At 39.5% G+C, this 12,500-nt stretch carries 14 protein-coding genes; 6 read left to right on the forward strand and 8 right to left on the reverse strand.

Going from position 1 to position 12,500, the window contains the following annotated elements:
- Window positions 1–50: 50 nt before the first annotated feature.
- The 4 genes from AC3II9_RS08780 to AC3II9_RS08795 form a co-directional block, all read right to left on the reverse strand.
- Window positions 51–1,268: a transglutaminase domain-containing protein gene (locus AC3II9_RS08780; protein WP_489154887.1), complete on the reverse strand. Its 1,218-nt coding sequence runs from the start codon at window positions 1,266–1,268 to the stop codon at window positions 51–53.
- Between the two features lie 23 nt (window positions 1,269–1,291).
- Window positions 1,292–1,552: a metal-sensitive transcriptional regulator gene (locus AC3II9_RS08785; protein ID WP_391372730.1), complete on the reverse strand. Its 261-nt coding sequence runs from the start codon at window positions 1,550–1,552 to the stop codon at window positions 1,292–1,294.
- Between the two features lie 94 nt (window positions 1,553–1,646).
- Window positions 1,647–2,051 (reverse strand): YkvA family protein, encoded by a 405-nt coding sequence (locus AC3II9_RS08790; RefSeq protein ID WP_489154889.1) that lies wholly within the window; start codon window positions 2,049–2,051, stop codon window positions 1,647–1,649.
- Between the two features lie 169 nt (window positions 2,052–2,220).
- Window positions 2,221–2,928 carry a glycosyltransferase family 2 protein gene (locus tag AC3II9_RS08795; protein WP_489154891.1) on the reverse strand — a complete coding sequence of 236 codons (708 nt, stop codon included), beginning with the start codon at window positions 2,926–2,928 and terminating at the stop codon, window positions 2,221–2,223.
- 200 nt (window positions 2,929–3,128) lie between these two features.
- Here AC3II9_RS08795 and AC3II9_RS08800 point away from each other — a divergent pair, with 200 nt between their 5' ends.
- Complete coding sequence (locus AC3II9_RS08800) at window positions 3,129–5,066, forward strand: SEL1-like repeat protein (protein ID WP_489154893.1); 1,938 nt, start codon at window positions 3,129–3,131, stop codon at window positions 5,064–5,066.
- Between the two features lie 44 nt (window positions 5,067–5,110).
- On the opposite strand, the gene AC3II9_RS08805 is transcribed toward AC3II9_RS08800, so the two are convergent.
- From AC3II9_RS08805 to aceA, 3 genes are all read right to left on the reverse strand, one after another.
- Window positions 5,111–6,283 carry a pyridoxal-phosphate-dependent aminotransferase family protein gene (locus AC3II9_RS08805; protein ID WP_489154895.1) on the reverse strand — a complete coding sequence of 391 codons (1,173 nt, stop codon included), beginning with the start codon at window positions 6,281–6,283 and terminating at the stop codon, window positions 5,111–5,113.
- A 350-nt stretch (window positions 6,284–6,633) separates the two neighbouring features.
- The gene (locus tag AC3II9_RS08810) at window positions 6,634–6,801 is read right to left on the reverse strand and encodes a hypothetical protein (RefSeq protein ID WP_489154923.1); all 168 of its coding nucleotides are present in this window, start codon (window positions 6,799–6,801) and stop codon (window positions 6,634–6,636) included.
- Between the two features lie 173 nt (window positions 6,802–6,974).
- Window positions 6,975–8,258: an isocitrate lyase gene (aceA, locus tag AC3II9_RS08815; protein WP_489154897.1), complete on the reverse strand. Its 1,284-nt coding sequence runs from the start codon at window positions 8,256–8,258 to the stop codon at window positions 6,975–6,977.
- Between the two features lie 217 nt (window positions 8,259–8,475).
- On the opposite strand from aceA, the gene AC3II9_RS08820 reads away from it, so the two are divergent.
- The gene (locus AC3II9_RS08820) at window positions 8,476–9,147 is read left to right on the forward strand and encodes a LytTR family DNA-binding domain-containing protein (RefSeq protein ID WP_489154899.1); all 672 of its coding nucleotides are present in this window, start codon (window positions 8,476–8,478) and stop codon (window positions 9,145–9,147) included.
- A gap of 157 nt (window positions 9,148–9,304) precedes the next feature.
- On the opposite strand, the gene AC3II9_RS08825 is transcribed toward AC3II9_RS08820, so the two are convergent.
- Window positions 9,305–9,706: a hypothetical protein gene (locus AC3II9_RS08825; protein WP_489154900.1), complete on the reverse strand. Its 402-nt coding sequence runs from the start codon at window positions 9,704–9,706 to the stop codon at window positions 9,305–9,307.
- An 82-nt stretch (window positions 9,707–9,788) separates the two neighbouring features.
- Between AC3II9_RS08825 and AC3II9_RS08830 the strand changes: the two genes are divergently transcribed.
- The 4 genes from AC3II9_RS08830 to AC3II9_RS08845 all read left to right on the forward strand — a co-directional run.
- On the forward strand, window positions 9,789–10,502 hold the full coding sequence (locus AC3II9_RS08830; protein ID WP_489154902.1) for a hypothetical protein: 714 nt from the start codon (window positions 9,789–9,791) through the stop codon (window positions 10,500–10,502).
- 57 nt (window positions 10,503–10,559) lie between these two features.
- Window positions 10,560–10,847 carry a hypothetical protein gene (locus AC3II9_RS08835; RefSeq protein WP_489154903.1) on the forward strand — a complete coding sequence of 96 codons (288 nt, stop codon included), beginning with the start codon at window positions 10,560–10,562 and terminating at the stop codon, window positions 10,845–10,847.
- A 36-nt stretch (window positions 10,848–10,883) separates the two neighbouring features.
- Window positions 10,884–11,201 (forward strand): hypothetical protein, encoded by a 318-nt coding sequence (locus AC3II9_RS08840; protein WP_489154905.1) that lies wholly within the window; start codon window positions 10,884–10,886, stop codon window positions 11,199–11,201.
- Window positions 11,194–12,500 (forward strand): multicopper oxidase domain-containing protein (locus AC3II9_RS08845; RefSeq protein WP_489154907.1); only part of this gene is annotated, 1,307 nt, incomplete at its 3' end. The genes AC3II9_RS08840 and AC3II9_RS08845, both read left to right, overlap by 8 nt.

Genomic DNA, 12,500 nt, shown 5'->3' on the forward strand with positions numbered 1-12,500 from the left:
ATTTTATAGCAAACTGCAAAAAAACTTACTAAACAAAACGTTTAGTAAGTTTAAAGATCTGCTTTTTTTAATCCATCTGCTGTTGTAAAATACAGCATATTTTCTTCGATGAATAAATTGTTTACTTCTTCTTTATGCAATGTTGTGAGTTCGGTTCCGTCTAAGCGCACTTTGGATAAGTACGCACCATTCGAATAATTACTAAAGTACAACCAGTCCCCTGCACCGACAATAAACAATGCTCGGACATCCGCTACACGCTCGCTTTCACCTGTGTCTTTATGCACTTTATACAATTTGTTATTATCAGCTGTATTACTGAAATAAATATAGTTGTCCTTTTCATAGCTATCTTGTACAACATGCATATAACGATATTTTGTACTTGTTGCCTTCGGATAATCTACCGCTTGCCACGTATGATCAATCCCCATATCTGCATCATTTAATAAGAAATAATCATACTGTACACCATTGCCACGATCCGGTACAGGATCATTCCATGTCGTATCTAAATGGTACCACTCGCCATCGACTTTCACGAGATTCCATGCATGGCCACCTGTATATACTTCACCGACAACATACATTGATTCCATCCCCAGTGCCTGTAGTAGTCTTTGCGCAAATAATGCATAGCCTTGGCATACCCCTTTTCCTTCATAGGCCACTGCATACGCACTATGTGAACTGGTCACACTGTCTTCACTATATACTGTATTTTGTACAATATAATCGTTAACAAACTTCACCTTTTCAAAATCTGTCATTTGTTCAGGTTGAAGTGTTGCCACAATGGATTCAACTAGTCCATTCACACTTTGCTCCTGTGATGGATTCGTTAAATAACTTTGCTTCACACGGATTGTGGCATCCATTTTTCGATATTCATATTCCATTTCTCGATTGCTTAAATGCCCTTCAATGTACGTATCACGTTTTGCTGCATCTTCTGTTGCGCGTGTTAACATCCGCTCAATATCTGCTGTACTTCCCTTATACTTAATCGTAAAATTCGTTTCAAAACGGCTAAAATAATAGTAAAATGCATCTGCCATCTGTTCTACAGATGTTACTTCAGTTGGTAATGTAGCTAGTTGTTTGGATTGTGTTGTTATTTGTGCGTCTTTTGTAATTTGTCCTGTTGTTACAGGCATCACTGCCTCGTCAACGGTGATTGTATTCGTTTCCAAAAAATCCTTTGCCACGTCATATGCAGGCTTTGCAAAGACCAGTAAAATTACAAGAATCGTTATTCGCTTTAACATACACTCTCCCCAATCCATCCATGTTAGCGGCTTTTCACAACGAGATTAACGGCTTCCTTGATCACTTCATCTACTTTTCCATCATCGCCTTCTGCTTGGCGTACACATTCGACTAAGTTTGTGCTTACAATGACGCCAATTGTACGATCAACTGCTGAACGTACTGCGGATAGTTGTGTAATTACCTCTTTACAATCCTTTCCATCTTCCATCATTTTTAAAACACCTCGAAGTTGTCCTTCCATTCGCTTCACGCGATTTTTCATTGGATCTGTATATTCCATTTTATTTACGCCCTCCTGACACTATTTATTACTACGATAACCTATTTTTTTTAAAATAAAAAGATTTCGCCCTATTAGCGAAACCTTACTTGTCCTATTGCATATCAACTATATCTACTTTTTCATATACATAACGTTCACCAAATGTTTTCTTTAATAACGCATGGGCATCATTTTTCATGTCATCATCAATACTCATAAACACTTTGGCTAGCGCGGTTGTTAAGACGACTAAATCATCGGATAGACCTACAACCGGTAAAATATCTGCGACCACATCTAACGGTAAAATGAAATAGCCTAATGCCCCAAGGATAATCATTTTATTGCCTTTTGACATATTTGGACTTTTTAGTGCTGTATATAAGGTCGCTGCTGTGTGCAGTCCTTTAAACCCGAGTTTAGCTCCATATTTTTTTAGCGTTTTGAAAAAATCTTTCTCTGAATAATGTTGCTCTTTATCTTCAATCATTTGTTCCATCGACTGCTTTTCATCCATACAAAACGCTCCCTTCAGCCAAAAATAAGTACTACAGTATTAAGAATTCCCTGCAAGGATTATAAATGGTAGCCCTGTAGTACTTATTAATATGTACGAAAAACCTCCAAAAAAGTTTCACCCCGCTAAATTCATTCTCTTTTTTTGAAAAGATTTCTCCCGTTCAAACTTATACTTTTCTATCACTAAAAAAAGTCGTCCATATTTGCTGCAGCATTTTCTTTGGATCAATAATCTCATCATAATTCATCACAGAGTTTTTTCGTACCTTCGCATGACCAATTGGAATCTCATAAATCGGCACATCCCGACGCAGTGCCTCGACTAACATATTCGTATCAAAGTTAAAATGCCCTCCAGGTACTTTTCGTAGCCAGCTTAATTCGCTTCTAGGAATATAGCGGAGCCCTGTTTGAATATCAAGTAATCTGCGACGAAATAACAATTCAAATAACATGGATGCGGCACGATTACCGAGAAAACTCAACATAGGCATTTCTCTGGAGCGAAAACGCCTTACCCCTAACACGATCCCATCTGAAAACAATTTTGCCGATTCAAGCATCAATTGTATATCGCTTAACGTATGTTGCCCATGTGCTCCTACTGTTAATACACCCGCTATGTCTTTTTCATGCTGCAAAATATAATGAAAACCTGATTTTAAAGCGCTCCCTTTTCCTTTATTTTGTAGATGATCAATGACAATGCATTGCAGGTCTTGTCGAAATTCATTAAAAATCGATGCATATTTTTCTTCACTGCCATCATTAACAATGACTATTTTGGTCACAGCTGTTTTTTTTAACTGCTCCACAAAGGTAATAAACGACGGCAAAGGATTTAATGCAGGTATAACGACAATCACATCTTCCACTATGTATGCCCCTCTCCCAAATACAAACCCGATTATTTACTTAAAATTGTATAGTTGTTGGAAAAAGAATTCAATGGGCTTCCATTTTTATACGGCTTTTATGCACACATATTTGGGAAATCATACTAATTGACATTGAATTTATCTTTAACTACCCGATAAAAAGAATACTTATCGAAAGGATACAAGGGGGGATTTCTATGGCGATTGACCGAGATATACTAACACAATTATGCAATACTATACCAGACTCACATCGACCATTAGCTGAACACTTACAAGCAGCTGCTCGCTATACGATTTCGAATCCTAGCTTGTCCCTGCAAAAATCAAAAATTGCACTCGGCATTATAATCCGAGATTTATATGAAAAAGAAATGAAGAGACATGTATCCCATACAGCGATTCGACTTTTGTTAAACAACAAAAACTTTATCGCAAAAATTCATCCACGTCGCATCTATTTACTCATGAATTTAGTATATAAAATGACGGCTACACCTTCGAATGACATTGTTCATTCCAAAGCATCGAAAATCGTTGTTGAATATTTAATTGATATTTGTGAATGGTATTTACAGCGCATAAAAAAAGGAGAACAGTTGGCTGCTTCTGCTTTTTTCAACATCGATGAACCGACTGAAACAATACCGAATCATACTATGATGGATGTAGACTTTGCGGCAGATGATTTCGAAGCAGCCGCCCAGTGGTTTTTAGTTGCGGCTAATAAGGGAAATGCGAGTGCACAATATAATCTTGGGGTGCTCTATAACCACGGGCGCGGGGTGAATCAAAGCTATGAGGAAGCCGCTAAATGGTACACATTAGCTGCGGAGCAAGGGGATACGAATGCACAGTACTCACTTGGCGTACTGTATCAACTTGGTCAAGGTGTTACACAAGACTACGAGCAGGCCGCGGGATTATATGAAATGGCTGCAAAAAACGGAAATGCGGACGCCCAGTATAATCTGGGCTCCTTATACAATCAAGGAAATGGGGTTTCACGCGATTTGTATGAAGCCGCCAAATGGTATCAGTTATCGGCTGCACAAGGTAATACGAGTGCACAAAATAACTTAGGCTTCCTGTATCATAACGGCTCTGGTGTCACACAGAGTTTCGAAAAAGCAAAGGAACTGTTTGAACAAGCAGCAAATGCAGATGATCCAAGTGCCCAGTACAACCTGGGCTACTTATATAGTAAAGGGCGCGGTGTCGAACAAAATATGCAAAAAGCAGCGCAATGGTTTTTAAAAGCCGCTTTGCAAGGACATACAAATGCACAATTTCAACTGGCTCTTTGTTATAAAGCTGGAAACGGTGTCGAACAAAATGAAAAAGAAGCCATTAAATGGCTCACTGTCGCGGCAAATGAAGGCCATACGAATGCACAATACTCACTCGGTCTTTTCTATAAACAACAATCATCGAAAAAATCAATTCAGCATGCAATTGAATGGCTATCGAAAGCAGCGGCCAATGAACATATTAGTGCAAGCTTTGATTTAGCACTTCTTTATAAAGCAGACAATCAATCGGAAGCCGCCTTTAAATGGTTAAAAAGAGCGGCTATAAAAGGACATATGGAAGCACAGTATGAACTCGCTTTATTTTATTTACACGGTGAAGGTGTGCCACAAAACTACGCAGAAGCATTGAAATGGCTACGTGCTGCGGCCAATCAAAGTCATGTACAAGCCGAGTTTGAGCTCGGATTACTGTACGAAAATGGACTTGGCACGACGCGTAATTATGATGAAGCGCGCCAATGTTATCGCCTAGCCGCGGAGCAAGGGCATATTGAAGCCAAATACAAGCTCGGCAATATTTACGATAAAGGCCTAGGTGTAAAAGTGGATCACACAGAGGCAGCAAAATGGATTCAACAGGCCGCCCATGCTGGATTCGCAAAGGCACAATTCCAACTTGCCCAAATGCATATACAGGGTGAAGGTGTGCCACAAGACTATGCAGAAGCGGCCAAATGGTATAAACTTTCCGCTAACCAAGGACATACAAAAGCACAATTCCAACTCGGTATGCTCTATAAAAAAGGGCGTGGGGTTGCACAAGACTATGTAGAAGCGACTCGTTGGTTAAAGCAATCGATTGGGAATGAAAGTAAGTTATAAATAAAAAATAGGCGCCCTGGTACTGTATGTGGGGCGCCCATTCTTTACTTTACATAAATATTTAATTCTCGATGTAGTACATCGACTGCCAGTTCAATGTCCACCTGCACACCTTGCTCCATGAGTACTTCGCCAATTAAACGAATCGCTTGTTCAAGTTGCTCCGGTGTCGTATTCCCCATATGGCCAATGCGGAATGCTTTGCCTGCTAAATGTGCGAGTGACCCTGCAACAATAACACCGCGGCTCGCTAAGCTACTGCGGAAAGCAGCATCTTCTACCCCTTCAGGATATAACATACAGCTAAGTGTCGCGGCTGCTACCTCTTCATCTGCTAATGGTGTCATACCATAGCTACGAAGTGCCGCACGTACTGCTCGCCCATACATGATATGACGTGCCTCCCGCTGTTCCATCCCTTCCGCTAACACCATTTCCAACGCCTTATCATACGCATAAATTAAATTGACCGGTGGCGTTGCAAAATAATTGGCTGGGTTGTCCATAATAGGGCGCCAGTTATGAATATCTGCGTAGTAAGCACGTACTGTTTCTAATGCCTCACGCGCAGCTAATGCCTGTTTGCTAAATGCAATAATTGCTAAACCTGGTGGTACACCGATCGCCTTTTGTGAACCGGTTAACGCGATATCAATTTTATAAGCTTCGTTACCACCATATGCTTTATTCATATCTTCTTGCAAGGCTGCCGTTGCGACAACGCCATCTACAATAGCTAACGCACCTGCTGCTTTAATAAGTGGAATCAGTGCCTCTAAGTCAGATGCTACCCCTGTTGACGTATCCGCATGTGTCACTGTCACAGCTTTGTATGTGTGACTGGCTAGCTGTTCACGTACTGCTTCTATTTCAACACGTTTCCCCCACTCAGCCTGCAGTACATCGACTTCAATCCCATATGCTTTCGCAAGCGGCGTGAATCGATCACCAAAATAACCATGACTAATGACAAGTAGCCTCTCCCCTTCCGCTACTGTGTTCACAATGGCCATTTCCATCGCCAGTGTACCAGAGCCTGCTACTACATACACTTCACCATCTGTATTAAACAATTTCTTTGTATTTTCAATCGCCCGTTTATAAATAGCCACAAAACGTGCATCTGTATGTCCTCTTGTTTCACTTGCAAGCGCCTCATAAATTTCATCGACAACAGGTGTCGGTCCTGGAACGAGTAGAATTTCTTTATTTTTCATTTACGATTGCCCCCTCTTGGTAATCTCTCCCACAACCACATCATATAACTTTCTGAAAATTTTATCAATGGAAAGAAGATTTATAGATTTCCACCATATTCTCTATACAAAAAAATGTCTCCCTAGTCCCATCATGACTAGAAAGACATTCTCCCCTTTTATAAGAATCTTACACAATTCTTTATAATAGACCCCTTGTTTAAACGCTATATATACTTTATTTAATGGGAGGCAAAACCCATGTTCAAAAGTCTTCTCCTATCACAACTCCGTGAAAATTATGGTAGGAAATGAATAAAATTTACGAATTATTATAGTAGAGTTTTCATGTCTAACAAACAATGAATTAGCTAATCTTTTTCATAACCAGGTAATGTTAGAAAAGCGACAAAGCCATCTTGCTCGATTAAAGGTTTGAAAAGTGCAGTCGCTTCGGCATAACGACTACTTTCATCAGCTTGTTCCCCAACAGCTTCTTTAATTTTTGCAAGCTCTTCGCCTAGTACTTCAAGTACAATTTATATCATTACTTTGCATCGCTCTTCTGTAATGCTGTCCTCTGGAATGGCTTAGCCGTTACAGAAGGTCCCGATGCCTCATCTATTAGATACACTTATACTCTAGTAAATAGAGTATAAGTGTACAATCATTACAATTTGTTTAAGCAATCGCTACTCTTTGTAACAATTTCTTATGCGAATTGTTCAGTTTCTGTAGAACCAGCCATTGCAGTTGTTGATGATTGACCACCTGAAATTGTTTGTGATACTTCATCAAAGTAACCAGTACCAACTTCACGTTGGTGACGAGTTGCTGTGTAACCTTTAGACTCTGCAGCGAACTCAGCTTGTTGTAGCTTAGAGTAAGCAGCCATACCATTGTCTTTATAGTCATGCGCAAGCTCGAACATTGAGTAGTTTAAGCTGTGGAAACCAGCTAATGTGATGAATTGGAACTTGTAGCCAAGTTTACCTAATTCGCGTTGGTATTCTGCGATTTCTTCGTCAGAAAGTTTTGCTTTCCAGTTGAATGATGGAGAGCAGTTATATGCTAACATCTTCCCTGGGAATTTAGCGTGGATTGCCGTAGCGAATTCACGAGCTTCTTCTAAAGATGGGTGAGATGTTTCACACCAGATTAAATCTGCGTATGGCGCATATGCTAAACCACGAGCGATTGCTTGCTTGATACCAGCATTTGTACGGAAGAAACCTTCTGGTGTACGTTCGCCAGTGATGAACTCTGCATCGCGTGGATCGATATCTGAAGTTACCATGTCAGCTGCATCTGCATCTGTACGAGCGATTAAAACTGTATCAACACCCATTACGTCAGCTGCAAGACGAGCTGCAACTAAGTTACGGATTGCATTTTGAGTTGGAAGTAATACTTTACCACCTAAGTGACCACATTTTTTCTCAGAAGCTAATTGGTCTTCTAAGTGAACGCCTGAAGCACCCGCTTCAATCATGCCTTTTACAAGCTCGAATACGTTTAATGGACCACCGAAACCAGCCTCAGCATCTGCTACGATTGGCGCGAACCAGTCAAAACCATCTTCACGACCCTCTGAATGATCGATTTGGTCTGCACGTTGTAGTGCTTGGTTAATACGTTTAACTACAGCTGGTACAGAGTTTGCTGGGTATAATGATTGGTCAGGATACATTTGACCAGAAAGGTTTGCGTCTGCTGCTACTTGCCACCCCGATAAGTAGATTGCTTTTAAACCTGCTTTAACTTGTTGAACTGCTTGGTTACCAGTTAGGGCACCTAAAGCGTTGATGAATGGTTCTGTGTGTAAAGAATTCCAAAGACGAGCTGCACCACGTTTAGCTAATGTTTGCTCAACTACTACTGAACCTTGTAATTTTACTACCTCTTCAGCTGAATATGCACGTTCGATGCCTTTCCAGCGTGGGTTTTCTGCCCAATCTTTTTTTAGAGCTTCAATCTTTTCTTGACGAGTTGACATGTTACATTTCCACCTTCCCAATTGTCTAATAAGATACTCTGCTAAGAAAACATTTTAAACACTGTTCCATAACAGGTATACTTGTTGTAAATTAATATATAACAGACTTCGATTTTTTTCATTATTTTCTGACAAAACACCTGAAATTAATGATGAAATAGTTTATAGTTGGGATGAAATGTAAAAACACATATAATACAGAGGGGGAATGTTTTATATGAAACAAGGGGATATCATTATCGATAGAAAAGTCTTGGAACAATATAAAGCTATATTAGAAGACTGGATTCCAAAAAGTGCAGCCATTGCAATAGCTGTAGAGAATACGTATGTATATTTTTCAAGTGGTAGCCACGATCTTCAATTGGAGGTAGGTACAGCTGTTAAGCAAGACAGTCTCACATACCGTGTTTTACAATCCCAAAGTAAATTAGACGCCGTCATGGATAACTCGTTGTTTGATACACCTTATTATGCAATCGGTTATCCCATTACGATTGATGGTCGAAATGCCGCACTAGTAGTCGTATTGCCATCTACATGTTCGCCTAAAAAGCTAGAACCTTATCGTTTTTTAACAGGAAAACAAAATGAAGATTGGAGTCCTATACCGATTAGTGAAATTTCACATATTGAGAGCTTACAAAAACGTACATGGTTTTATCGAAACGGAGAGCAATACAAAACATCCGTTACATTAAAGGAACTAGAAATGCGATTACCTAATATGTTTATTCGGATTCATCGATCATATATCATTAACATTCACTTTATTAAAAAGATTTCACGCGATATTACATCGAATTTTATTATTTTCATGAAGGATGGCACGGAATTACCTGTCAGCCAATCGTATATGAATAGCATTCGTACAATATTAGAATTTTAATGATATATACTTCGTCAGACAAAAACGATTTAAATTGTCACGTAACGCGGCACTATAACTGTCATTTATTTACGCCAATATAAATGGTTCATCCACCCATAACAAAAAGAGACGACCGATATTTTTAGTCGATCGTCTCTTTTTCATATTCATGTCTTTAAGCCCGTACTGAAAAGGCTAGTAACGGGAATATAATATACACTAATATGCCACAAAATAGTACGAGATTGAAATCTGCCATCACACCAATCATTGGTCCCATAATACCAGCCATTAACCCACCACAAATGCCCGACAGCACCGTTTGATAATCCACTAATGCTCCAAATAATGCTCCAATGCCTATTGCTAATACCGTTGCAATAATTGTGACAAGTGTATAATGATTTGGAAAAGCATGACCGATGAGTGCCCCAACGCCTAACCCCATCACACCACTACTGAGCATGGCAATATTCATACCAAAATGATACCCTACGACTGCTTTTAGCCTTCTTAAATAGACATACGTAGCAAAACAAGCAATAAAAAAGCTAGCTAACAGGAAAAAATAACTCACATTTACCACCCTTTTTTAATGTTTCATCACGTAACGAAGGAAAGCCTTTATTTCACCTTAGAACAGAAGGAGGGATTTTTAATTGAATCCGGTACATGATCCTCGACATACTGAATTAAAAAAAGAGGAGCTTTATACGTCCCCCGCTAGCCCATTACCATTATATGAATTAAAAATGCTACAAGAATATATTCATGGAAGAAATCTTCAAAATTTAGGTAATCAACTGCCTCATTTAAAAAAACAAATGATGCTCATAAAATTTTTTAAGCTCAAAAAGAACCAATTAGTGGAAGTGATTTCTAGAAATCATGATGGTGTCATCAAAACGATAGCCCGTGTCGATACAGTAGGAAGAGATTTCGTCATGCTAAAAACGCTCTTTACACGCATCTGGATTCCCTATAGTGTAATCCATTCGGCTAAAACACCATTCGGCCTTCCAGAAATCCATAACACCCATCAACATGTAGTTATAGACATGAAATTACGTCAGAAATTAATCAATAACTTCGGCCAAACTGTCGCTAAAAAAGAAATTTTAAAGCAACAATTTTTCGAACAGTTATTAGATAAACAGTTGGTCGCTTGGGCAGGCACAAGGCTCACGGTTTACACGGATAGCCCTATTACAGCTATTACAGGGAAATTAGTGAGGACGTCCGCTCAAAAGATTTACGTACAGCATCGAACCACTTCAGAAATTGCTACACAGACCATTATGTATATTAAGCAAGGAAGACTTACTGCTTTTCTAAATCGGTTATTTTCGATAGCTACTAAGCATAAAGAATAGTTAGTACTCTGCTGATTTTCCCGCATATAACTATTAGGTGAAGGAGATGAGCGTTTTATGGAAAGCCCCATTGCACCAGAGAATGAGCTGTTTCTAGAAATGAAAAACAAAAGTATTTTACTTGTAACAGAGAAAGATCAATTAAACATTCTCGGGCAAACATTTCGCCCCATATTTTGTGGAAAAGTTGTAGAGATAACGAATGGCTATATTACGCTGGACCCTGTAAATATCAAAATGCACAATGCCCCATTCTTTACTTTTCCTACTCCACTTAGTTTCCCAATGGAGCATATCGCTTTATTTATGCCGTTCGATTGTAGCCGACAACTTGTGATTATATAGTAGCCTTGTAAATCCGAATACCGAAAGGAAGTTAGATTGCATTTAAGTGAGCTTGCTTCATCTTTAAATATTTCTGGACCTAGCATTAATACGATTCGACAGGCTGTTGTGTCTGACACATTTGCTAACCACATTGGAAGTAGAGCCTTGCTATTAATGGCACAATATCCTTTTCTTATTATCGGACCGGTCATCGATGTCATCAGTGATTTCCTTGTCATCGATGCTGAGGTAACCAATGTTACTGCCCTAGATGGAGAGCAATTTCGTATTCATATAGATGATATTGAAGTGTTTTATATCGAAACAGCAGATAGGCCTATTCCAGATATTCGAGATGGTCAACATGCTTAGAAAATTTCATATTGTCGCTATTCCCATTCGGATTGTAGTGAATCGATTTGGTGAACACAACCCGAATGGTATGATCTATGTATTAAAGGAAAATGAAAGCAAAGTAAAAAGGTTAGTTTCCAAAAATCCATTTATACCTGTTGATTTAGTGGAGCCATTAGTCATTCGCGCAAATGCAGGCGATGAGGTAGAAATCCACTTTGAAAATCAATTACCGTTTCATACATCGATGCATATCCAAAGGGTAACATATGATGTGCTCACATCTGATGGTGCATTTGTTGGGCGTAATGCCAATACTACTGTTGCACCAGGTAAAACGATAATCTATAAGTGGCAAACTGAACTCGAAGGGATTCACCTTTTCTCTGACTTAGGAAATACATTATCCAGTGAATTAGGTAGTAATGTGCATGGTTTATTTGGGGCTCTTTTTGTAGAACCTCGTGGATCGACATGGACGGACCCGATTACTGGCAAACCAATGAATAGTGGTGTTTTTGCAGACATTCATAATCCACTGCTCCCGTCCTTCCGTGAATATGGATGGTTCTTCCATGATGAAATGGAAATAGATGATTTAACAGGTCAAAAACCGATTTCGCCACATACGCTACAACCCGAAGCAACGCACCTTGTCAATTATCGCGCAGAGCCGATGCGTAATCGAATGCGTTTAATTCATGAGGGAATCGTTTGCCCAGAATGCGAAGGAGAGGAAGTTCATCATGATTCTTGGGTATTTGGAGACCCAGATACCCCTATTTTACGCGCTTATGTTGGTGATCCCATTAAAATACGATTAGTCCATGCTGGCGTAAAAGAAACGCATTCATTCCACTATCATGTACATCAATGGCTATCTGAATCGACAAATCCACAATCAGATTTACTAGATGTGCAAGCTATTTCACCTCAAACAAACTTTACTATATCGCCTGTGTATGGTGGTGGTTCATTACAAGGCGCGATGGGCGATGCAATTATTCACTGTCATCTGTACCCACATTTTGGTGAGGGGATGTGGGGCATGCAGCGTAATTTTGACACATTGCAGGATGGTAGCCAATGTTATCCAAACGGCGTACCTATTAAAGCACTTAAACCTTTACCTGACCGACCAGTTCCACAAAAACCAACACCACAAAAGCCTGGATTTCCTAACTTTATTCCTGGCATTGTTGGCTTTAAAGCACCTCGTCCACCACTTGGCATTACAGGTGGCAGGTTGCCAACAAAAATCGAAAAAAATCATTTTGGCCCAAATGCCGTTCCAGGAGCTGTGTTTGTAAATCCAAC

The sequence above is a fragment of the Lysinibacillus sp. RU7 genome, assembly GCF_057837305.1.

Coding starts and splice junctions, on each gene's coding strand:
- AC3II9_RS08780 (WP_489154887.1), bottom strand. CDS start 1,268: ATGTTAAAGCGAATAACGATTCTTGTAATTTTACTGGTCTTTGCAAAG.
- AC3II9_RS08785 (WP_391372730.1), bottom strand. CDS start 1,552: ATGGAATATACAGATCCAATGAAAAATCGCGTGAAGCGAATGGAAGGA.
- AC3II9_RS08790 (WP_489154889.1), bottom strand. CDS start 2,051: ATGGATGAAAAGCAGTCGATGGAACAAATGATTGAAGATAAAGAGCAA.
- AC3II9_RS08800 (WP_489154893.1), top strand. CDS start 3,129: ATGGCGATTGACCGAGATATACTAACACAATTATGCAATACTATACCA.
- AC3II9_RS08805 (WP_489154895.1), bottom strand. CDS start 6,283: ATGAAAAATAAAGAAATTCTACTCGTTCCAGGACCGACACCTGTTGTC.
- aceA (WP_489154897.1), bottom strand. CDS start 8,258: ATGTCAACTCGTCAAGAAAAGATTGAAGCTCTAAAAAAAGATTGGGCA.
- AC3II9_RS08820 (WP_489154899.1), top strand. CDS start 8,476: ATGAAACAAGGGGATATCATTATCGATAGAAAAGTCTTGGAACAATAT.
- AC3II9_RS08835 (WP_489154903.1), top strand. CDS start 10,560: ATGGAAAGCCCCATTGCACCAGAGAATGAGCTGTTTCTAGAAATGAAA.